Source organism: Micromonospora eburnea (assembly GCF_900090225.1).
Lineage (GTDB): Bacteria > Actinomycetota > Actinomycetes > Mycobacteriales > Micromonosporaceae > Micromonospora > Micromonospora eburnea.
Genome location: NZ_FMHY01000002.1, coordinates 4,970,062 through 4,991,569 on the forward strand (window position 1 = coordinate 4,970,062; position 21,508 = coordinate 4,991,569).

Genomic DNA, 21,508 nt, shown 5'->3' on the forward strand with positions numbered 1-21,508 from the left:
CACGTCTCCGCTGGTTATCGACCACTGGGCAGGATGGGCAGCGAACCGGCGCGGGCGGCGGGCACCGACACGCCGCCCGGCCGCACGCGGGACGGGAACCACAATTCAAAGGGGGCGCGCATGTCAGCGGACACGGACGTGGTCGACATCCAGCCCGCCCGGCACCAGCGGGTGCTGATGCTCTCCTGGGAATACCCACCCGTGCTCGTCGGTGGCCTCGGCCGCCACGTGCACGCCCTCTCCGTCGCCCTGGCCGCCGCCGGCCACGAGGTCACCGTCGTCACCCGCCACGCCGACGGCGCCCGCCTGGAGGAGTACGCCGACGGCGTACGGATCCTGCGCGTCCCCGAGGACCCCGTCCGTTTCCCCCTCGCCACCAACTCCCTGCTCGCCTGGACCATGGCGTTCAACCACGCCCTCACCCGCACCGCCCTGCGCGCCACCGCGTCCGGCGAGTACGACGTCGTCCACGCCCACGACTGGCTCGTCGCCCACACCGCGACGACCCTGGCCGAACATCTGGACGTGCCGCTGGTCACCACCATCCACGCCACCGAAGCCGGCCGGCACCAGGGCTGGCTGCCCGCGGAGACGAACCGCACCATCCACGGCGTCGAACACTGGCTCAGCAACGCCTCGACCCGGGTGATCGCCTGCTCCGGATACATGCGCGACCAGGTGACCCGGCTGTTCGACGTGCCCGGCGCACGCGTTGACGTGGTCCCCAACGGGGTGGACGACCGGGCCTGGCGCCCCCGTCCCCGCGCCGTCGCCGCCGCCCGCGCCCGCTTCGCCGGCGACGGCCCCCTGGTCGGGTACGCCGGCCGGCTGGTCTACGAGAAGGGCGTACAGCACCTGGTGCACGCCGTGCCGTACCTGCGCGACCGGCACCCGGGGCTACGCGTGGTGATCGCGGGCAACGGCCCGTACCAGGAGGAGCTGGTCGGCCAGGCGCGGCGACTGCGGCTCGGCGACAGCGTCCGGTTCGCCGGTTTCCTGGACGCCACGCAGCTCCCGGCGGTGCTCGCCGCCACCGACGCGACCGTCGTCCCCAGCCTCTACGAGCCGTTCGGCATGATCGCCCTGGAGGCGGCCGCCGCCGGGGCGCCGCTCGCGGTGGCGCGCACCGGCGGGCTCGCCGAGATCGTCGAGCCCGGAGTCACCGGGGTGACCTTCCCGCACAGCGACCCGGACGCCCTGGCCGGCGCGGTGGACCAACTCCTCGGCGACGAGATCTTCGCCCGCCGGGTGGCCCGCCGCGCCCGCACCATGGTCACCCAGCGGTACGGCTGGGCGAGCGTCGCCGCCCGGACCGCCGCCTGCTACGCCGTCGCCCGCCGGGAACACGACGCGTTCCAGGCCCGCCTGGCCACCACTCTCCTGACGGGTGGCCGGGCCGCCATCACCATCCCCGACGGGAACCTGCTGACCGGAACCGCGAGCTGAACCGAAAACCTCCTCAGTGGACCGTCCGGGTGATGCCCCTCGGCCCGACCGAATGACTACAGTGGCGTAGTTTGCCGATCAAGATCTTCGGGGAGGGCGAGCCGAGATGATGGGACCATCCCACGCGCTGTCCGGCGCGGCGGTGTGGCTGACCGGCTCCTGGGCGCTGGACCAGTTCGCCGACTACCACCAGACGCCGCTGGCGTTGGCGGTCGGCACCGCGGTCTGCGCGGGCGGGGCTCTCCTGCCCGACCTCGACCTCTCCGGCAAGGTCACCCGCAACCAGGGCGGCGCGACCGTGGCGCGCACCTTCGGCGTGGTCAGCCTCTTCATCGCCGAGGTGATCGAGAAGGTCTCGCTCGGCGTCTACTACGCCACCAAACTCAGCAAGGACCCGCGCCGCAACAACGGACACCGGACACTGACCCACACCCTCCCGTTCGCCGGGCTGCTCGGCTGGGGCACCACCGCGCTCTGCGCCAGCTATGGCAAGTGGGCGGTGGTCAGCATCCTCTTCTTCATGATCGGGCTGGCGCTGCGCGGGCTGTTCGACAAGTGGGCCGAGCGGGCCGGCTGGGTGGTCATCACCCTCGTCTCGGCCGCCGCCGCCTGGTTCACCTTCGCCAACCTTCCCGACGACCGGGGCTATCCGCTCATCGGCACCGCGGTCGGGGTCGGCTGCGTCGTACACGTCCTCGGCGACATGATCACCCGCGCCGGGGTGCCGATCCTCTGGCCCATCCCGATCAAGCGGCGGATGTGGACGATGATCGGGCTGCCCAACAGCATCGCGCTGCGTACCGGCAGCAAGGCCGAGGTCGTCGTGCTGCGCACCGTGATGACCGTCGTCGCCGCCCTCTCCGCGGTAGGGCTGGTCGCACCGTCCGTGTTGCAGCGGTTCAACATCAACGTCTGATCGACGCTCCGGACCAGCGGGCCGGCCGGACGCGACCGCCGGCCGGCCCTTCTGACCTGCCGGGATCCATCGCCGTCCTGGGCTATTGACGTGTGTGTAACACGTGACCTACCGTTCGTCGAAACGCTTCGTCGAAGCGTTTCGACGAACTCCCCGGCAGGGCCGGGAACCGCCGCCGGAGGAGGTGCGGGATGGCCACCATGCAGGACGTCGCCCGCCTCGCCCGGGTGTCGGTCAGCACCGTGTCGTACGTGCTCACCGGCGCCCGGCCCATCTCCCAGGCGACCCGCGAGAAGGTGCTCGCGGCCATGGCCGAGCTGGACTACCAGCCGCACGCCATGGCCCGCGGCCTGGCCAGCCGGCGCAGCCGCATCGTCGGCCTGCTGCTGCCGATGGACGAACGCGGCCTCGGCGCCACCGAGACCGCCTTCGTCACCGGCGCGGCCGCCGCGGCCAGCGCTGCCGGCTACCACCTGGTCCTGTCCCCCGTCGGCGTCAACGACCTGGACGAGCTGCGCCGGCTGGCCAGCCAGCGGATGCTCGACGGCGCGCTGCTGATGGAGGTGCAGCTCGCCGATCCCCGGGTGGCCGTCCTCCAGGAGGTCGGCGTGCCGCTGGTGCTCATCGGCCGCACCGAGGACCCGTCCGGCCTGTCGTACGTCGACATCGACTTCGACCGTACGGTGCGCGACGCCGTCGACCACCTGGTCGGCCTCGGTCACCGCCGCATCGTCTACGTGAACCACTCCGCCGCGGCCCTCACCGACGGCTACGGGCCGGCGCTGCGTACCCGGGACGCGTTCGCCGCGGCGATGGCCGGGCACGGCCTGGCACCGTTGATGATCCCCGCCGAGGACAGCGCCGCGGGCGGGCGGGCGGCGATCGCCGCCGCCTTCGCCCAGGCCCCCGACCTGACGGCGGTTCTCGCGATGAACGAGAGCGCGGTCTTCGGCATTCTCGGCGAGCTGGCCGGCCGGGGCCTGGCCGTCCCCGGGGACGTCTCGGTCGTCTCCATGGTCACCTCGCCGCAGGTGGCCGAGTTGGCGGCCCCGGCGCTGACCGCGATGACCTCGCCCGGTTCGGCGCTGGGCCGGATCGCGGTCGAGACGCTGCTGCGGCACGTCGACGCCGACAACGGCGAGATCCACCAGCAACTGCTGCCCTGCGTCCTGGAGGTCCGCGGGTCGAGCGGGCCGCCCCGTACGGCGGCCGGGACCAGCACGACCGGGGTCGGCCCTGCCAGGCCGGCACCGGACCGCACCGAGGTAACAGCCCGTCGCCGCGCTGCCACGCGACGACGGGCCTGAAGGAGCACCGGCTCGATACTCACCGAGGAGATTAGCAATGCAGCGACTCCGGAGAGTCGCCGTGGTGGCCGTGGTTGCCGCCCTCGCGGCGATCGGCGTGACCGCCTGCGGCGACGACGGCGACGACGGCAGCGGGGCGAAGGTCCTCAAACTCTGGCACTACGAGGGCGCGAACAGCGCGATGGGGGTCGCCTGGGACAGGGCGATCGAGATCTTCAAGCAGGAGCACACCGGCGTCGAGGTGCGCTTCGAGCGCAAGGCGTTCGAGCAGATCCAGCAGAACGCCGCCATGATCATCAACTCGTCCGAGGGCCCGGACGTGATGGAGTACAACAAGGGCAACGCCACGGCCGGCCTGCTCTCCTCGCAGGGCCTGCTCACCGACCTCACCGAGCAGGCCACCGAGCGCGGCTGGGACAAGGCGCTCAGCCCCAGCCTGCAGACCACCGCCCGGTACGACGACAAGGGCGTGATGGGCTCGGGCAACTGGTTCGGCGTGCCGAACTACGGCGAGTACGTGACGGTCTACTACAACAAGGACCTGTTCACGAAGTACGGCGTGCAGGTGCCCACCACGCTCGACGAGATGACCAGGGCGATGGACACCTTCGTCGGCAAGGGCGTCACACCGCTGGGCACCGCCGGCGCCGAATACCCGGCCGGCCAGCTCTTCTACCAGCTCGCCCTGGCCCGGGCCGACCGGACGTTCGTCGACAACTACCAGCTCTACAAGAATCCGGTCGACTTCCACGCCGACCCGCTCAGGTACGGCGCGGAGACCTTCGCCGACTGGGTGCGCAAGGGCTACCTGTCGAAGGACACGGCCAGCGCGAAGGCGGAGGACATGGGCACCGCGTTCATCGCCGGCAAGACACCGATGATCGTCTCCGGTAGCTGGTGGTACGGCCGGTTCAAGGACGAGATCAAGTTCGACTGGGACACCTTCCTCTTCCCCGGCAACACCCTGAACGCCGGCTCGTCGGGCAACATCTGGGTGGTCCCGGCCAGCAGCAAGGCCAAGAACCTGGCGTACGACTTCATCGACATCACCATGCGTCCGGAGATCCAGGCGCTGATCGCCAACCACGGCGGCGTACCGGTCGCCGGTGATCCCGCCAAGGTCAGCGACCCGAAGGACCGGAAGCTGATCGAGGACTTCAACAAGATCAGCGCGCAGGACGGGTTGGCGTTCTACCCCGACTGGCCGGTGCCCGGCTACTACGACGTCCTCGTCGCCGGCTTCCAGGCCCTGATCAACCAGTCCAAGTCGCCCGAGCAGGTGCTCGACGCGATCGCCAAGCCCTACCAGGACGGCGTCGCGGAGATCAAGCGCAACTGACGACGGCGGGGCAGGCGCCCGGCGTGACCGAGCGCCTGCCCACGCGGAAGGACCCCGATGGCAGTGCCCGACACCGTCGTCGCCCGCCAACGCGCGACCACGGCACCCCCGACACCGACGGGCGGAACCCCGCGCCGCCGCCCGTCCCGCCCCGACGCCGCGTACTGGCTCTACCTGGTCCCCGGCGCGCTCCTCTTCCTGCTCGTCATCGGCGGGCCCCTGGTCTACACCGGCTACCTCTCCCTGACCCGGTGGTCCGGCATCGGCGACCCCACCTTCATCGGCCTGGACAACTACCGGAACCTGCTGCACGACGACGTGTTCTGGATGTCGTTCCGCAACACGCTGGCGATGATCGTCGCGATGGTGCTGCTGCCCACCCTGATCGGGCTGGTGCTCGCCGCGGTGCTCTTCGACACCATCGGACGCCGATTCCGCCCCCGCACCGCCGCCGCGCTACGGGCCGCCTTCTATCTACCGCAGGTGCTGCCGGTGGTGGTGGCCGGCATCGTCTGGGGCTGGATCCTGCGACCCGACGGCGCGTTCAACGGGCTGCTCGACGCGGTCGGCCTCGGTTCGCTACGCCACGACTGGCTCGGCGACCCGGACACCGCGCTGCCCGTGGTGATGGCGGTGATGATCTGGGTGCAACTCGGCTACCCGGTGGTCGTCTTCATGGCGGCGCTGGAGCGGGTGGACCCGGAACTGTACGAGGCGGCGGAGATCGACGGCGCCGGTTGGTGGCGCCGGTTCCGGGCGATCACCCTGCCGCAGATCCGGCCGGAGACCTTCGTGGTCGGGCTGACCTGCACCATCGCCGCGATGAAGGTGTTCGGGCCGATCTACGCGCTGACCCGGGGCGGCCCGGAGAACGCCACCAACGTCCCGTCCTACTTCGCCTACCACACCTTCTTCAAGAAGCTGCACGTCGGCTACGGCTCGGCGATCTCGATGGCGCTCACGCTGATCATCGTGGTGGTCAGCGTGCTGTTCATCCGGGCGCAGCACCGGGCCGAGCGGCGGGACGGGGGACTCTGATGGCCGGCACGCTCACCCCGGCGGCCGGCGCCACCCGTCCCGCCCGGCGCGCCCCGGACCGGCACCACCGTGGCGCCACCCGCTGGGTCGTGCTGGTGCTGGTCACCGCCGCCGCGCTGGCGACGCTGGTGCCGTTCGCGTTCATGCTGCTCAACGCCTTCAAATCGCCCGGCGACTACTCGACGAACGGCCCACTGAGCTGGCCGTCGGAGTTCTACACCAAGGGGCTACAGACGTACTGGGAGCAGGTCGACTTCCCGCTGAAGCTGTGGAACTCGATCCTCATCTCCGGCTCCGTCGCGGTGCTCGCGGTGCTCGTCTCGCTGCTCAACGCGTACGCGCTGGGCGTCGGCCGGGTCCGCGGCCGGCTCTGGATCATCGGCCTCTTCCTGCTGGCCAACATGATCCCGCAGGAGTCGCTGATCTACCCGCTCTACCACTTCGCCAAGGGAGCCGGGCTCTACAACACCCGCCTCGCCGTCATCATCATCTTCACGGTCATCCAGAGCGCGTTCGGCACGTACCTGCTCGCCTCGGTGCTCGGCACCTTCCCCCGCACGCTGCTGGAGGCGGCGGCACTCGACGGCGCCGGGAAGTGGCGGATCCTGTGGCGGGTGGTGCTGCCCAACCTGCGACCCACCCTCTCGGTGCTGCTCGTCTTCTTCTTCATCTGGACCTGGAACGAGTTCCTCATCCCCCTGGTCATGCTCATCGACAACCAGACCCAGACCATCCCGGTCGCGCTCGCGTCGTTGCAGGGCGACCGGCTGATGGACGCCCCGACCACCAACGCCGGCGCGCTGATCAGTCTCGTCCCGGCGATCCTGTTCTTCCTCATCTTCCAGCGCACCCTGGCGCGCGGCATCACAGCGGGAGCCGAGAAGTGAAATTCACCGATGGATACTGGCAGCTGCGGCCCGGGGTCAGCGTGCTGCGCCCCGGCACGGTGGAGTCGGTGGAGCCGGACGAGCGCGGGTTCACCGTGTTCGCGCCCACCGGCCGGATCACCGGCCGCGGCGACACCCTCAACCGGCCGGTGGTCACCGTACGGTTCTTCTCCCCCGCACCGGGCGTGGTCGGGGTGACCATCGGCCACCACTCCGGCGGGCTGCCCCGCGAGCCCCGGTTCACCCTCGCCGAGCGCACCGACCATCCCGTGCACGTGGAGGTCACCGGACTCACCGCGGCGCTGACCACCGGCGAGCTGACCGCGCGGGTCGCGCTGGTCGGCACGTGGCGGGTCGACTTCCTGCGCGGGGACCGGCTGGTGACCTCCTCCACCGAGCGCAGCATCGGCATCGTCACCGACGGCGAGGGCCACAAATACGTGCACGAGCGGCTGGCCCTGGGGGTCGGCGAGACGATCCACGGCCTCGGCGAACGGTTCGGCCCGTACGTCAAGAACGGCCAGACCGTGGACATCTGGAACGCCGACGGCGGCACGGCCAGCGAGCAGGCGTACAAGAACGTGCCGTTCTATCTCAGCAGCGCCGGATACGGGGTGTTCGTGGACCACCCCGAACTGGTCTCCTTCGAGATCGGCTCCGAGGTGGTGTCACAGACCCAGTTCAGCGTGGCGGGGCAGTCGCTGACCTACCACGTGATCGACGGCCCGACCCCGAAGGACGTGCTGCGCCGGTACACGGCCCTGACCGGCCGGCCGGCGCGGGTGCCGGCGTGGTCGTACGGGCTGTGGCTGTCCACCTCGTTCACCACCTCGTACGACGAGAAGACGGTGACCGAGTTCATCGACGGGATGGCCGAGCGGGACCTGCCGCTGTCGGTGTTCCACTTCGACTGCTTCTGGATGCGCCAGTTCCACTGGGTCGACTTCGTCTGGGACCCGGAGACCTTCCCGGACCCGGAGGGCATGCTGCGCCGACTGCACGAGCGCGGCCTGAAGGTCAGCGTCTGGATCAACCCGTACATCGCCCAGCGGTCGTACCTGTTCGAGGAGGGCCGGCGGGCCGGCTACCTGGTCCGCAACCCGGACGGCTCGGTCTGGCAGTGGGACAAGTGGCAGGCCGGCATGGCGCTGGTCGACTTCACCAACCCGGACGCGGCCCGCTGGTTCGCCGGCAAACTCAAGGTGCTGCTCGACATGGGGGTCGACTGCTTCAAGACCGACTTCGGCGAGCGGATCCCGACCGACGTGGTGTGGCACGACGGCGCCGACCCGCAGCGGATGCACAACTACTACTCGTACCTGTACAACCGCACCGTCTTCGAGCTGCTGGAGGCCGAGCGCGGCGCGGGCAAGGCGGTCGTGTTCGCCCGGTCGGCGACGGCGGGCGGGCAACAGTTCCCGGTGCACTGGGGCGGCGACTGCGAGTCCACCTTCGTCGCGATGGCCGAGTCGCTGCGGGGCGGGCTGTCGCTGGCCGCGTCCGGTTTCGGCTACTGGAGCCACGACATCGGCGGCTTCGAGGGTACGCCCGACGCGGCGGTGTTCAAGCGGTGGATCGCCTTCGGCCTGCTCTCCTCGCACTCCCGGCTGCACGGCTCCGGCTCCTACCGGGTGCCGTGGGCGTACGACGACGAGGCGGTCGACGTGCTGCGCCACTTCACCCGCCTCAAGCTGCGCCTGATGCCGTACCTGGCGGCGGCGGCCGAGGAGGCGCACCGCGACGGCGTGCCGGTGCTGCGGCCGATGATCCTGGAGTTCCCGGACGACCCGACCGCCCCGCACCTGGACCGGCAGTACATGCTCGGCCCGGACGTGCTGGTGGCACCGGTGCTCAGCGCCGACGGGCAGGTGACCTACTACGTGCCGGCCGGCACCTGGACCCATCTGGTCAGCGGCGCGCGGGTGACCGGCCCGGGCTGGGTCACCGAAAAGCACGACTTCGACAGCGTGCCCGTGCTCGCCCGACCCGGCGCGGTCGTCCCCTTCGGGGCGGTTGACGACCGACCCGACTACACCTGGGCCGACGGCGTACGGCTGCGGCTCTACGCGCCGGTCGAGGGGCAACAGGTCCGGGTCCGGGTGCCGGCGCCGGACGGCGGCACCGGGGCCGAGTTCGAGGTGCGGTACGAGAACGGCAGTGCCAGCGCCGAGCTGGTGTCGGGCTCTTCGTCAGGGCATGTGGTGGAGGTAGCGGAATGAGCGGGTTCGTGTTTCCGGAGGGTTTCGTCTGGGGTTCCGCGACGGCGGCGTACCAGATCGAGGGCGCGGCCAAGGAGGACGGCCGGGGACCGTCCATCTGGGACACCTACAGCCACACGCCGGGACGGACCCGCAACGGGGACACCGGCGACGTGGCGGCCGACCACTACCACCGCTGGGCCGAGGACGTGGACCAGATCGCCGCGCTCGGGCTCGGGGCGTACCGGTTCTCGATCTCCTGGCCCCGCGTACAGCCTGGCGGCTCGGGCGGCCTCAACCGCGCCGGGGTCGACTTCTACTCCCGGCTGGTGGACCGGCTGCTGGAGCACGGCGTCCAGCCGGTGGCCACGCTCTACCACTGGGACCTGCCGCAGGAACTGGAGGACGCGGGCGGCTGGCCGGCACGGGACACCGCACACCGGTTCGTCGACTACGCCGCCGGCATCGTCGGGGCGCTCGGCGATCGGGTGCACACCTGGACCACGTTCAACGAGCCGTGGTGCTCGGCCTACCTCGGCTACGCCTCCGGGGTACACGCGCCGGGGCGTACCGAACCGGCCGCGGCGCTGGCCGCCGTACACCATCTGAACCTGGCGCACGGCCTCGCCGGCCGGGTGATCCGGGACCTCGCCCCGGCGGCCCGGCTCTCGGTCACGCTGAACCTGCACGTGATCCGCCCGGCGTCGGACTCGGCGGCCGACCAGGACGCGGTACGCCGGATCGACGCGCTCGCGAACCGGGCGTTCCTCGGGCCGATGCTGGACGGGGCGTACCCGGCGGACCTGCTCGCCGACACCGCGGCGGTCACCGACTGGTCGTTCGTACGCGACGGCGACGAGCGGGCCGCCGCGGTGCCGCTGGACGTGCTCGGCGTCAACTACTACGCGACGGCCCTGGTCCGCGCCTGGGACGGCGCGTCGGACCGGTCGGAGGCGGACGGGCACGGCGACTCGGCCCACACCCCGTGGGTCGGTGCCGGCGACGTCGAGTTCCTGCCCCAGCCCGGTCCGCACACCGCGATGGGCTGGAACATCGACCCGGGCGGCCTGACCGAGCTGCTGCTGCGGCTGCGCCGGGAGCACCCCGACCAGCCGTTGATGATCACGGAGAACGGCGCGGCGTTCGACGACGTCGTCGCGCCCGACGGCGTGGTCCACGACGACCGGCGGGTGGACTACCTGCGCCGGCACATCGCCGCGGTCGGCGAGGCGATGACGGGCGGGGCCGACGTGCGGGGGTACTTCGTCTGGTCACTGCTGGACAACTTCGAGTGGGCGTACGGGTACGACCGGCGGTTCGGCATCATCCGCGTCGACTACGACACGCAGACGCGTACGTGGAAGGACAGCGCCCACTGGTACCGCCGGCTGGCCACCACCAACCGCCTACCGGACTAAACCTCCACCCAGCCCCGCGTCTGGAGGACGAGAACCTGTCGCAAGACAGTTTGCGACACGCCGTGTGCTCGCCATCCGAGCCCGTACCCCCTGCCTGTTGCATCGCTGGGGACGGCGGGTGCTGCGCTCGCGCGACCTGCCAGACGACGTGATCGACAAGCTGGCGGCGCCCATACCGCTCACGCCGGCACCGCCGGATGGCGGCGCGGGCGGCGCTGGCGCTCGTGCGGCCTGCGCTGGACCGCCTACCCCGATCGACACACGTCGGTCACCATCGTCCGCCGCCGTGACGAGAGACTGACGGATCCCAGGGATGGCCTTGATGACGTCGAGCACCAGGGGCCGGACGGACTCTTCGCCGAAATGGCATAGGTACGCGGCGTCGAGCCCGTCAGATCACGTCACACACCTGCGTGCACCCGAGCGGTCCCGCCGTCGCGCGCCGCGTCGATACATCACGCGGCACACGACGGCCGGGTGTGTCAGATCTTCGGCGAGATGACCGAGATATCGCCCGGCACCTCGGCGGCGTTCGCCGCGGTGATCAACTGGTCGAGGGTCATGTTGTGGGTGGTCGCGTCCCACGGGTCCCAGACCTTGAAGGTGCTGGTGTACTCGCCGGTCGCGCCGGCGCTGCTGTCCACCGAGCCGTACCCGTAGATCATCACGTAGTGGCGGACCAGGCCGCTACCGCCCGGCGAGCCCCAGGGCAGCAGCTGCGGCTTGACCAGCAGGATCGATGGCTGGCCCTGGTTGATGCCGCGGCGGACCCGGTCGATGCCGTACTCCAGCGGCAGGTTGCGGTCGCCGAAGGAGTACCACCCGTAGAAGTCGTAGCCCATCCCGATCGGGGTGTGGCCCGACAGGGTGGACGCCATGTCCGACGGCAGGGTGCCGGTGGCACCGGTGTGGGACTGGCTGGCCAACTCGTTCTGGCTGGGCACGGTCGAGGCACCCATGGTCGCCGAGGCTGCCTGCAGGGTCCCCGGGCCGCAGTAGTTGCCCTTCTCCTGCGCCCAACCGCGCAGCTTCAGCATGCCAGCGTGCAGCTCGGGACGCTGGCTGCCGCCGGAGGTGACGGTCGCGTCGGCGTCCGCGCCGCCGTACTTGATCGTCTTCCAGGCGGTGGCGCATTTTCGCCAGGTGTTGGCTCTGAGCATGGTCGACTGGCAGACCACGGAGTCCCAGTCACCGGCGCCGCCGAGGTGGACGCTGGCCCGGACCACCTGGTCCTTGCGGGACCACACCGCGACCACCGAACGCATTTGGGTGCCGTTGGTCTCCTGGCACAGCTGGTAGTCGACGCCGCCGGAGGACTGATCGGCGGTGCAGGTGGAGTCGAACGTGACCGCGCCGTTCTGCCAGACGGTCGAGGAGTCGTTCACCGGGGCCACCACAGCGTAGATGTTCTCGTGGGTCGGCCCGGGGTTGACCGGGTCGTACGGGCCGACGACGCGCACCTCGTCGCCCCAGTTGCCCTCGATGGTGGTGATCCGCCCGTCCGGGTCAACGCCGGCGACCACGCCGATGTGGTTGCTCGCGCCGGAACTGCTGCCGAACAGCACCACGTCGCCGGGGCGGATGTTGCTCTTGGAACGCAGCAGGCCACGCGACTGGCCCCAGGTGTAGAAGGTGCCGCTGTAGGGGAAGAACACGTTGATGCCCGCCTGACGCCAGGTCCAGCTGGCGAACATGCTGCACCAGGCCCAGCCGCACTGGACGCCGTTTTGGCCGTACGGGTTGCAGTTGTCGCCCCACTCGTGGACGCCGACCTGGCTGAGCGCGGCGTTGACAATCTTGTCGCGGATCTGCCAGTCGGACACCGAGCCGGGCGTCGGGTCACCGGGCACCGACGGGTTACCCGGGCCACCGGTGGGCTTCGGGTCGTTGTCGCAACGGTTCAGGACGATGTCGACCGAGGCCGTGTAGACGTAGTAGTCCGGGACCCACAGTCCGTCGCTGGTCTTGTCCCAGATCGCCGAACCGCCGTAGTTGAACTCGCCGTACGCCTGGCAGACGAGCGTGATGTAGCTGCCGCCCGGATACTTGTCCTCCACCTTGGTCGAGCTGAGGCTCTTGCCCTGGTAGCCGTTGAGCGTCGTCTTCGCCAGGTAGCGGTTGCCGCTGCCGGACGGGCCGTCGTTGTCGCAGCGGTTCAGGGTGATGTCGGTGGAGCCGGTGCGGACATAGAAGTCGGCCACCCACAGCCCGTCGCTGGTCTTGTCCCAGATCGCCGAACCGCCGTAGTTGAGTTCGCCGTACGCCTGGCACATCACGGTGATGTAGGTGCCCTCGGCGTACCGGTCGACGACCTTGCTCGCGGAGAGGCTCTTGGCGTGGTAGCCGTTGAGCGTGGTCCGGGCCAGGAACTGGCGTCCGCCGCCCGGGTTTCCGCTGACGCCGGGAGAGATGCCCAGCGACGTGCACGTCGGCATGCCGGGGATCCTGCCGTCGGTGCCGGTGGTGATGTAGACGTCGGGCACCCAGTAGCCGTCGTAGGTGTAGTTCCACAGGGTGCTGCCGTTCACGGCGAGGCCGTAGTCCTGGCACTTCAGGTACAGCAGACTGCCGGCCAGGTAGGCGTCGATGCGCACCCGGTCGGCGGGGTCGGCGCTGCCTCGGCCGTCGATGTCGACCTTGGCCGAGTACGGGCCGTGGATGGTGCCCGTCGAGGAATGCCCGTCGATGCCCAGCGCCAGGCAGCGCGGCACGCCGGGCACGAACCCGCTGTAGCCGGTGGTCACGTAGGCGTCCGGAATCCAGTGACCCTCACGGGTGTAGTCCCAGATCCCGCTGCCGCCCATCGACGGGCCGGAGTCCTGACAGCGCAGGTAGATCTGCTCGCCGGGCGTGTAGAGGTCGATGGCGTCGCGGTCGTCGGGGTTCATGCTGCCACGCCCGTCGATCGCCGTCTTGGCCGGGTAAGGCCCGTACATCGGGAACGTGGGGTCTGCCTGTGCCGGCTGCGACAGCACGACAGTCGTGCCGATAGGCACGAGCACCAGCGCGAGGGCGGACAGCAGCATTCGTCTGAGGCGCAAGGAAAGCGCTCCTTCTGGGTGTACGCGATCTCCGACAGACCGCCGGATGATCATTGAGCGCAGGGGACGCTACCCCAGAGCGCAGTGGCCATCATGGACGGTGTCCACAGTTGCCGCCGGCAACCCCGGACGGCCTGAACGCGGCACAGGCCGACGGTCACGGCCGGGGCAGGTCAGCGCACAGCTTCCCCGGAAAGGCCGGTTCCACGGTGTGAACGCTTCCGCATCCGGCCTGCGTCGAGCTCGTGATCATGCGCCAGCCAGGCTGGTCGGACCAACGCAGGAAGTAGCGGCGCACGTTGGTTGACGGGTCACAGCCCGACCTGGCCTCAGCACCGCAGGGCACCGGATCGAACGGCACGGTCATCACCAGCCACGTGCCGTCGCAGCCTTCGACCGAGCCGACGGAGTGCCGGGACACGTCCAGGCCACCGACCGCGACGTCGATCCAGGCGCGATCACAGTGATCCGCCGGCATCGGGTCGCAACCGAACGTCGCGTCGCAGGGGTGGTACTCGTCGCCGTCGGGTTTCCACGGGTGTTGGTTCAGCACGACGATCCGGCCGTCGATCGGCCCGGGCGCGGTCAGCCTCACCTCACCCGGGGTGTGGGTGGGGCAGGCCCCGACCACCGCCGACAGGCGCGAGTCCTGCACCACGTTGGCGAAGATGTGGTTGTTCTCCTCCACGAAGTACTCGATGCGCGGGTCGCGCGAGCAACCGTCGGCGTCACCGAGCAGCGCCACGGTCAGCACGAGCGAGCGCGGGTCGTCGCTGACGCGTACCGCGGTGACGTCAGCCTGGTACGTGACCCAGTCGGCGTCTGCGGCGGAGCCGGCCGCCGAGGGCTCTGCGCCCGGCTGGGCGCAGCCCACGAGCACACCGAGGCACAGCAGGGCGGTGGCGATTCGACGCATGGCAACGAGTCTCCGTCCAGCCCCGACCCGTCACATCCGTACGGATACTCAGGCCCGGCGACGACCTGCTCGCATCGCGGTCACCGCAGGTTCCATCGGTCTTCTCGGCTATCCACGCCACACCCGCCAACCAGTGTGATCGGGTTCAGGGTCGTGACAGGAGTGCCTGGGAGACAACGTCGGCGACGACCTTGGCTCCGGCGTCATTGGGGTGGACGTGGTCGCCGCTGTCATGGTTGGGCAGCAGGCTGGATGGTGCCGCGGGATCGTGCAGTGCGCGGTCAAGGTCTGCGACCGTGCCGAGTTCAGGGCTCGCTCGGATCCACTGGTTGAGCTGCTGCCGTTTGTCCTCGTTTTCTGGAGTGTCGAATCCTGGGTTGATTGTGGCTGCGCCGCCGAACGGTGTCAGGGTCGCGATGATCGTCGTCAGTCCGTGCCGCTTGGCTCGTTGAGCGATCGATGTGAGTCCGGCGGCGAGTTCAGCGACCGGCACCGCCGGCAGTCCGAACATCCCGGGTATGCCGATGTTGTTGAGGCCTAGTTCCAGGACGAGGTGCGTCACCCCCGGCAGTGCGAGCACGTCCCGGTCGAACCGGGCGATCCCCCGCTCGCCGAAGACGTCGCTGAGCAGCCGGTTACCGGAAATGCCCAGGTTGACCACAGACAGGTCCGAGCCGCTGACCTGGCGGGCCAGCAGATCGGGGTATCGCAGGTTGGCGTTGGGTGTGGTGCCCACCCCGTCGGTCAACGAGTCACCGAACGCCGCGACCACGCGCCCGCCCGCCGATGTCCAGACGTCGATCCCGCTGAGGTAGAACCGAGGCTCGACCTCCTCAGGGTCGGGCAGTTTCGGGTGGGAGACGACGTCGCCACGTGCCACGTAGCCGGTCTGCAGGGCGAACGGGTGGTAGGTGGCTGGCCCGGTTTCGGACGCGTGGTAGGTGCTGACCGCCAGGTTGGTCTCGGTCGTCGTCGCAAAGCCGACCGGGTCGCTCACCGCCTCCTCGCCGACGCCGATCGTCACGTGCGGCGCCCCGCAGAAGGTGACCGCGGTGTCGGTGCTCGCGATGATCGAAGATCCGGCTTCGAGTGCAGCCGCCCGCGTACGGGCGATGGTGAGCGGCTGCTTGCCGTACAGGTTGCTGAGCCGTACTCGCAGACGCTCACCGCCACCACGCACTCGCACGACCTGACGCAGGGTTTGGTTGTGGAAGCCGCGGGACGGGTAGACGAGTGTCAGCGACTCGTATGGGCTGACCGGCGCGGACCGGAACGCCGCCGTCCACGTCATCGTCATCGGACAACCTCCAGGGTGAGCTCGTGAAGCCGGGCTGCGGCGCGTGGGTCGAAGGACGGCTGGTCCAGGCTGATCGGCTGGTCTTGCATGAAGGCGCTGAGCGGTTCGGCGGGCGGGTGATCGATGCGGGTGACGATCGGCTTGATGCCCTCCTCGACCGGCTTGCCGTACCGCCTGAGCGAGGCGACGTGGGCAGCGGTCGGCGCGTCGTACTCGCCGGCGAAGCTGGTCGACACGCCGCCAGGGTTGATCAACACATATCTGGTACGGCTGACCCGGTGTTGGGTGGCGTAGGCGACCCCGAGGAGGTCGTTTGCCTTTCCCGCCTGCATCTGGGCCGCCACCCCGTTGTAGCCGTGTTCCAGCATGAGGTCGTTCCAATGGATCGCATCCATCGGGAGGCCGGGCCCCGACACGTTGACGATGACCTGCGGGTCGGTCAGGCCGTGGCTGAGCAGGAACCGGCTCAGATACTCCAGCGCGAACGTGCCCTCGACGCCGTCCGCAGTCTCGAAGCGGGTCGAGCGAAAGTATCGGGCGCACAGCACGAGCGCGTCCACGGTGGGGAACGCGGAGTTGATCTCTTCGATCACCCGCCGGTTTTCGCTGATCAGGCTCAGGTCCGCCGGGATGAAATGGGCGTTGGGCAGCATCGCGGCCTTCTCCTTGTCCCGGCCGATGATGGCGACGGTGTCACCTCGTTCGAGATAGGTGCGGGCGAGCGCTCTGCCCATCCCGTCGGTGCCGCCAGTGATCACTATCGTTTTCATCAGGATGTCCTCCCAGACGTGGCGAGTTCCTCTTCCACGGCCGGCACCTGAGGCCGGCCGGGCAGAAGCGGGATGGCGGCCAGGACGACCACGATCATGGCGACGGCGAACCAGAAGACGCCGTGGAAGCCGGTTATCGGATCGCTGGCGGTCTGCACGATGAGCGTGACGAGCGCGACGCCGAGCGCGGCGCCGAGCTGGTTGAGCATGTAGAGCACCGAGCTGCCCTGCGCCACCATGGAGGTGGGCAGGGTGCGGTAGAGCGATCCCATCGTGGGAGCGCTGAAGCAACCCATGCCCAGACCGATGGTGAAGGCGGCCAGAACGGGCCACAGCTCAGGGGTGTCCGCCCCGATCTGGGTGAAGGCCAGCCCGCTGAGGGCGGCCACGATCGCGCCGGCGGTGGCCAGGCCTCGGGCACCGAGCCGGTCCGACAGCCTGCCGGCGAGTGGCATGGCGATGGCGCCACCGAGGCCGGCCGGTGCCATCAGTAGTCCGGCGGCGAGCACCCCGTGCCCGTGTGCCTGCTGGTAGTACAGCGGCAGCGCGAACAGGGTGGCGAAGTTGGCCAGGCCGCCGAGCCCCATGATGGTGACGCTGGCCGTGAAGCCGCGGCTGGCGAACAGGCGCAGGTCGATCAGGGGTGGTGTGCGCTGGGCGAGGAGCGCATGGATCGCGTAGCCGGTCAGCAGCACGGCGCCGGCGGCCAGCGGGATGAGCGCCTGCCAGGTAATGAACGCGGCCTGCTCGGCCGCCTGTGACATTGCCAAGACGAGAGCGGTGAAGCCCGGCCCGAGCAGGGCCAGGCCGAGGACGTCGAGCCTGACTCGTGGCTGCTGCCCGGCTGGCGGGTCCGCAGGCAGCACGCGACCGGCGAGCAGGTAGGCGATGGCTCCGACGGGCACGCTGAGCAGGAACATCCAGCGCCACGGCAGGCTGGCGAGGATGGCCCCGCCCGCGATCGGGCCGAGGACCGGGCCGAGAGAGAGCACCACCCCCATCAGGCCCATCACGCGTCCGGCGCGGTGGGGGCCGGCGGCGCGGGCCAGCAGGATCAGCACGAGCGGGTCGAGGATGCCGGCGCCGACGCCCTGAAGGGTGCGGAAGGCGATCAGGCTGCCGACGTTCCAGGCCAACCCGGCGGCGAGTGATCCGGCCAGGAATATCAGGAGGCCGATCAGCCACAGCCGCTTGCCGCCGAACCGGTCGACGGCCCAGGTGGTGAACGGGATGGTGGCCGTGACGGCCAGCAGGAAGCCGGTGGAGGTCCAGCCGACAGTGCTGAGCGAGGTGTCGAAGGCCTTGGCCAGGGTGTCGGTGGCTACGGCGGCCATGGTGCTGTTGAGGATGCCGAGCAGCCCGCCAAGCAGAATCACGGCGATCATCCGCAACAGCGGCCGACCCAGACGATCTGAACTCATGGGTTCAAGTTAGTTGCCCGGCATGTTCGCACGCAACCAGGTCGTTCATGAAGCTGAACCGGCAGGTACAATCGAGGGCATGACCGGAGCTCGAACTGTGACAGGCTCTCGTGGACGGATCGACAAGCGGCAGGCGATCCTGGAGGGCGCCTTCAGGGTGTTTGCCCGGCAGGGGTACGCCCAGGCCTGCGTGCAGGAGATCGCGGACGAGGCCGGCGTGGCCAAGCCGACGGTGTACAACCACCTCACCGACAAGGCCACCCTGTTCCGGCACACACTGGAGGCCGTGGCGCAGATTGCGCTGAACGAGCGGCTGGCCGCCCTCGATCCCCTCCACGAGCCCGGCGAGGACCTGCGCGCGACGCTGGAAGACGTGGGTCACCGCCTGCTCCGGCTCCACTGCGATGACCGTTCGTGCGCGCTGCGGCGGCTGCTCTACTCGGAGATCGACAGATTCCCCGACGCCCTCGACATCGTCCGGCAGAGTGGACCTCATCGCCTCAACGAGGCCCTGGCCGACCGGTTCGCGCGGCTCATGCTCGCCGGTCGCCTCCAGGCCGGCGACCCGGCCCAGGCGGCCGAGCAGTTCATGGCCCTGCTCATCGGCCCGTTGGAGGCCCGCTCCGAGATGGGCACCCGTCAGATCGACGATGCCGAACTGCGTCAGGTGACCATCGCCGCCGTCCGAACCTTCCTACTGGCCTTCAGCGAGCAGCGCGCCGACGGCGGCTAGAAAGCACTCAACGTCCCCGGTTACAGTAACGGCCTCAGCATCCTTATCTAGCCGCGATCCGCGCGTCTGCCGCTGCGGTCAAGCGTCGCCGTCCGGGCGGCGCGTCAGCGGGGCGCGGTGTCGAGGGCGCGGCTGAGTGTCCACCGGGAGACGCGCAGCTTGGCGGCGACGGCGGCTCGGGGTTTGCCCGGCGCCGAGCAGGATGCGGGCGTCGGTGATCTGTTCGGGGTCAGGGCGCGAGGGCGGCCGCCGACGCGGCCACGGGCCCGGGCGGCGTCGAGGCCTTCGCGGGTGCCTTTGACGATCTGCTGGCGTTGGAACTTGGCGATGGCGGCGAAAACGGTGAAGATGAGTTCGCCGCACATGTCGTCGCTGGTGTCGAGCACGATGCCGTCGAGGATGCGGAAGTGGCGGCCCTTGGCGTGCAGGTCGTCTTCGACGATCGCGAGGAGTTCGCGGGTGTCGCGGCCCAGCCGGGTCAGGTCGAGCACGACGAGGGTGTCGTCGCGGCGCATGTGATCGAGGGCGGCGGTCAAGCCGGGCCGGGTGGTGCCCTTGGCGCCGGATGCCTTGTCGAGGTAGATCCGGGCGCAGCCGGCGGTCTTGAGGGCGTCGATCTGGCGCGCGAGTTCCTGGGCGTCGGTGGACACCCGGGCGAGCCCGATGAGGTTCTCGCGGGCGGCCGGGTCGTCGTTGAGGATGACGTGCTCTTTGATGGTGGCCTCCCGCGTTGCGGGCGCAGCCATCACCGTAGCGGAAACGGTGGTTGCGAGTCTTCTGCTACATGCCGGTCTTGCTCCATGGTTCTGCTACCGGTTCCGAGGGTGGTTCGCGGGGCCGTGCGGCTGCAGACGGGTGCGGGGCGAAGAGGATCGTTATTGCCCCCACGCCTGCCAGGACGCCGACGCCCGGCCCTCACCGGAGTTGATCTTGCCTAACGGGACTTCTCCGAGCATCAGTCCTCAAGGGCCGCACAGGAGGCCTTGTGGCGGAAACCCGTAACCGCACAACGTCGGCGAGCCGTTAGGGTTCCGCCGCTCGTCCACAGGGGAGAGACTGGAGTCCGATCATCGGACGGGGGGCCAATGGCTGACGCAGGCATTCCTAACACCCCAAGCACCTCCACCGGCCTCGGTGAGGCCACTCTCAATGTCCTCCGCCGCTCTGTCGGTACGCGGACCCGCCGTTTTCTGCTCGCGGTCACCCTGCTGCTGGGGCTGCTGGCCGCCGCCGGGCTTGCTCTGGGCGGACCGCCTGGTGATCGCACTTTCGCCAATCTCTCCGATCCCGCGCAGAGCCTGATGTCCTTCGTCGTGCCGGCCTTCGGCATCCTGCTCGCCCGCGACCTGAAGCGGGCGTCCGGGGCGACTCGCCTCACGCCAACCCTGCTGGCCGCGGCGCTGTTCGCCGCCGCCGTGGCTCTGTTCGGCGTCCTGGTGTGCGCCACGGCCCTCACGGTGACCACGTCGAGCGCTCAGGACCCGTGGCGGCACGTGGGAACCGTCGCGGTCGGCAGTGTTCTGGTCCAACTGGTGGCCCAGCTTGTGGGCACGGGACTCGGCCTGCTGATGCGGCGTCCCGCCATCGCGTTCGCCGCCACCATCGTCCTGCCGCTCGGCCTGTGGTCTCTGCTGGGCGCCATCGATCTCCTCCGACCGGCTCAGGCCCTGACTCCGTATTCCTCCGCCCGGCACCTGCTCTCCGGCCAGATGAGTGCACTGAACTGGGTCTGGTGGCTCGCCGTTCTGCTCATCTGGGGCGTGGGTCTGAACGCCCTCGGCGCCGCTCGGCTCCGGCGGCGGAATCATGCCGGCAACCCCACCCCAGCGCTCGGCGAGCAGAGCCCATCGCCGAGCCGTTGAGGCTCTCCCGCCCCGAGAGACGACGGCGTCTTTGATAGCAGCACTCATGCCCGTTGACGGTATCGTTGAATCAACGATTTAAACTTATCCGCGAGACAGGCAGGTAAGTGCGGCAAAACCCTCAAGAGCGTGGGCGGCTCAGGCCGGTTGACCTGGCACGTGGGCACGGCCTGTCCACGCAGGCGATCAGGAACTACGAGGCGGCCGGGATCCTTCCGGCCACCGAACGCACCCCGCACGGCTACCGCACCTACACGCCGCTGCACGCGGAGGCGCTGCGCGCGTTCCTCGCCCTCGTGCCCGGACACGGCCACCAGACGGCCACGTCGATCATGCAGGCGATCAACCGGGGTACGACCGAGGAAGCGCTTCGGGTCATCGACGAGAGCCACGCCCAGCTTCTCGACGACCGCCGCACCCTCCAGGCCGTCGAAGCCGCGCTTCACGACCTCAGTCCCGTACCGCAGGAACGCGGCGACACGTTCGTCGGCCCCCTGGCGAGAAGGCTCGGCATCCGCCCCGCCACCCTGCGCAAGTGGGAACGCGCCGGCCTGCTCCAACCGCGTCGCGACCCGCAGACGGGCTACCGGCTCTACAGCGCGGCCGACGTGCGTGATGCCCGACTCGTCCACCAGCTCAGACGAGGCGGCTACCTACTGGAGCAGATCGCCCCACTGATCGCCCAGGTACGCTCCGCCGGAGGTGTCGCGCCCCTTGAATCGATGCTGCACGACTGGCATGCCCGCCTCTCGGCCCGCAGCCGCGCCATGCTCACCGGCGCCGCCGCACTGGACGCCTACCTCGGCTGCCGACCGGACCCCGCCCCGACACGGGCCGAGTGACCAAAGCCTCGCCGCTGGTGCGGCACCACGGCGCGCAGATTCCGTCCGGCCGATCCATGGACGAGAGCAGCCCTGCG

At 69.8% G+C, this 21,508-nt stretch carries 17 protein-coding genes; 11 read left to right on the top strand and 6 right to left on the bottom strand.

What is annotated here, in order from left to right; translation table 11 throughout:
- Positions 1-120 precede the first annotated feature (120 nt).
- From GA0070604_RS21385 to GA0070604_RS21420, 8 genes are all read left to right on the top strand, one after another.
- Positions 121-1,446, top strand: a complete 1,326-nt coding sequence (locus tag GA0070604_RS21385; RefSeq protein WP_091121341.1) for a glycosyltransferase family 4 protein — start codon at positions 121-123, stop codon at positions 1,444-1,446.
- A gap of 106 nt (positions 1,447-1,552) precedes the next feature.
- Positions 1,553-2,362, top strand: coding sequence for a metal-dependent hydrolase (locus GA0070604_RS21390; protein WP_091121344.1), 810 nt, complete (start codon positions 1,553-1,555; stop codon positions 2,360-2,362).
- 191 nt (positions 2,363-2,553) lie between these two features.
- A complete protein-coding gene (locus tag GA0070604_RS21395; RefSeq protein ID WP_091121347.1) occupies positions 2,554-3,669 on the top strand; it encodes a LacI family DNA-binding transcriptional regulator in 1,116 nt (371 codons plus the stop codon).
- Between the two features lie 37 nt (positions 3,670-3,706).
- Positions 3,707-5,008 (top strand): ABC transporter substrate-binding protein, encoded by a 1,302-nt coding sequence (locus GA0070604_RS21400; protein WP_091121351.1) that lies wholly within the window; start codon positions 3,707-3,709, stop codon positions 5,006-5,008.
- Between the two features lie 57 nt (positions 5,009-5,065).
- Complete coding sequence (locus tag GA0070604_RS21405; protein WP_091121353.1) at positions 5,066-6,046, top strand: carbohydrate ABC transporter permease; 981 nt, start codon at positions 5,066-5,068, stop codon at positions 6,044-6,046.
- The gene (locus GA0070604_RS21410) at positions 6,046-6,933 is read left to right on the top strand and encodes a carbohydrate ABC transporter permease (RefSeq protein WP_091121357.1); all 888 of its coding nucleotides are present in this window, start codon (positions 6,046-6,048) and stop codon (positions 6,931-6,933) included. The genes GA0070604_RS21405 and GA0070604_RS21410 overlap by 1 nt, the downstream gene beginning before the upstream one ends.
- The gene (gene yicI / locus GA0070604_RS21415) at positions 6,930-9,152 is read left to right on the top strand and encodes an alpha-xylosidase (RefSeq protein WP_091121361.1); all 2,223 of its coding nucleotides are present in this window, start codon (positions 6,930-6,932) and stop codon (positions 9,150-9,152) included. Before GA0070604_RS21410 ends, yicI begins: the two co-directional genes overlap by 4 nt.
- Positions 9,149-10,549: a GH1 family beta-glucosidase gene (locus GA0070604_RS21420; RefSeq protein WP_091121365.1), complete on the top strand. Its 1,401-nt coding sequence runs from the start codon at positions 9,149-9,151 to the stop codon at positions 10,547-10,549. Before yicI ends, GA0070604_RS21420 begins: the two co-directional genes overlap by 4 nt.
- 482 nt (positions 10,550-11,031) lie before the next feature.
- Here the strand turns inward: GA0070604_RS21420 and GA0070604_RS21425 are convergent, their stop codons facing one another.
- The 5 genes from GA0070604_RS21425 to GA0070604_RS21445 form a co-directional block, all read right to left on the bottom strand.
- Positions 11,032-13,590: a CHAP domain-containing protein gene (locus tag GA0070604_RS21425; RefSeq protein ID WP_141721371.1), complete on the bottom strand. Its 2,559-nt coding sequence runs from the start codon at positions 13,588-13,590 to the stop codon at positions 11,032-11,034.
- A 157-nt stretch (positions 13,591-13,747) separates the two neighbouring features.
- The gene (locus GA0070604_RS21430; RefSeq protein WP_091121372.1) at positions 13,748-14,506 is read right to left on the bottom strand and encodes a hypothetical protein; all 759 of its coding nucleotides are present in this window, start codon (positions 14,504-14,506) and stop codon (positions 13,748-13,750) included.
- A 145-nt stretch (positions 14,507-14,651) separates the two neighbouring features.
- Positions 14,652-15,530, bottom strand: a complete 879-nt coding sequence (locus GA0070604_RS21435) for an SGNH/GDSL hydrolase family protein (RefSeq protein ID WP_167363553.1) — start codon at positions 15,528-15,530, stop codon at positions 14,652-14,654.
- A gap of 269 nt (positions 15,531-15,799) precedes the next feature.
- On the bottom strand, positions 15,800-16,573 hold the full coding sequence (locus GA0070604_RS21440; protein WP_091121379.1) for an SDR family NAD(P)-dependent oxidoreductase: 774 nt from the start codon (positions 16,571-16,573) through the stop codon (positions 15,800-15,802).
- Positions 16,573-17,994 (bottom strand): DHA2 family efflux MFS transporter permease subunit, encoded by a 1,422-nt coding sequence (locus GA0070604_RS21445; RefSeq protein ID WP_091121383.1) that lies wholly within the window; start codon positions 17,992-17,994, stop codon positions 16,573-16,575. The genes GA0070604_RS21440 and GA0070604_RS21445 overlap by 1 nt, the downstream gene beginning before the upstream one ends.
- Positions 17,995-18,016: 22 nt before the next feature.
- Between GA0070604_RS21445 and GA0070604_RS21450 the strand changes: the two genes are divergently transcribed.
- Positions 18,017-18,727 (top strand): TetR/AcrR family transcriptional regulator, encoded by a 711-nt coding sequence (locus tag GA0070604_RS21450; RefSeq protein WP_208602148.1) that lies wholly within the window; start codon positions 18,017-18,019, stop codon positions 18,725-18,727.
- Positions 18,728-18,831: 104 nt separating this feature from the next.
- On the opposite strand, the gene GA0070604_RS21455 is transcribed toward GA0070604_RS21450, so the two are convergent.
- Positions 18,832-19,473, bottom strand: coding sequence for a recombinase family protein (locus GA0070604_RS21455; RefSeq protein WP_091121390.1), 642 nt, complete (start codon positions 19,471-19,473; stop codon positions 18,832-18,834).
- Between the two features lie 339 nt (positions 19,474-19,812).
- Here GA0070604_RS21455 and GA0070604_RS21460 point away from each other — a divergent pair, with 339 nt between their 5' ends.
- Entirely contained in the window at positions 19,813-20,589 is a 777-nt protein-coding gene (locus tag GA0070604_RS21460) for a hypothetical protein (RefSeq protein ID WP_141721372.1), read from the top strand.
- A gap of 107 nt (positions 20,590-20,696) precedes the next feature.
- On the top strand, positions 20,697-21,431 hold the full coding sequence (locus GA0070604_RS21465) for a TioE family transcriptional regulator (RefSeq protein ID WP_091121400.1): 735 nt from the start codon (positions 20,697-20,699) through the stop codon (positions 21,429-21,431).
- Positions 21,432-21,508: the final 77 nt, after the last annotated feature.

Excerpts from the sequence above, each read along its gene's own strand:
- GA0070604_RS21385 (WP_091121341.1), top strand. The coding sequence starts at position 121 with ATGTCAGCGGACACGGACGTGGTCGACATCCAGCCCGCCCGGCACCAG.
- GA0070604_RS21390 (WP_091121344.1), top strand. The coding sequence starts at position 1,553 with ATGATGGGACCATCCCACGCGCTGTCCGGCGCGGCGGTGTGGCTGACC.
- GA0070604_RS21395 (WP_091121347.1), top strand. The coding sequence starts at position 2,554 with ATGGCCACCATGCAGGACGTCGCCCGCCTCGCCCGGGTGTCGGTCAGC.
- GA0070604_RS21400 (WP_091121351.1), top strand. The coding sequence starts at position 3,707 with ATGCAGCGACTCCGGAGAGTCGCCGTGGTGGCCGTGGTTGCCGCCCTC.
- GA0070604_RS21405 (WP_091121353.1), top strand. The coding sequence starts at position 5,066 with ATGGCAGTGCCCGACACCGTCGTCGCCCGCCAACGCGCGACCACGGCA.
- GA0070604_RS21410 (WP_091121357.1), top strand. The coding sequence starts at position 6,046 with ATGGCCGGCACGCTCACCCCGGCGGCCGGCGCCACCCGTCCCGCCCGG.
- GA0070604_RS21420 (WP_091121365.1), top strand. The coding sequence starts at position 9,149 with ATGAGCGGGTTCGTGTTTCCGGAGGGTTTCGTCTGGGGTTCCGCGACG.
- GA0070604_RS21430 (WP_091121372.1), bottom strand. The coding sequence starts at position 14,506 with ATGCGTCGAATCGCCACCGCCCTGCTGTGCCTCGGTGTGCTCGTGGGC.
- GA0070604_RS21440 (WP_091121379.1), bottom strand. The coding sequence starts at position 16,573 with ATGAAAACGATAGTGATCACTGGCGGCACCGACGGGATGGGCAGAGCG.
- GA0070604_RS21445 (WP_091121383.1), bottom strand. The coding sequence starts at position 17,994 with ATGAGTTCAGATCGTCTGGGTCGGCCGCTGTTGCGGATGATCGCCGTG.
- GA0070604_RS21450 (WP_208602148.1), top strand. The coding sequence starts at position 18,017 with ATGTTCGCACGCAACCAGGTCGTTCATGAAGCTGAACCGGCAGGTACA.
- GA0070604_RS21455 (WP_091121390.1), bottom strand. The coding sequence starts at position 19,473 with ATGGCTGCGCCCGCAACGCGGGAGGCCACCATCAAAGAGCACGTCATC.
- GA0070604_RS21460 (WP_141721372.1), top strand. The coding sequence starts at position 19,813 with ATGGCTGACGCAGGCATTCCTAACACCCCAAGCACCTCCACCGGCCTC.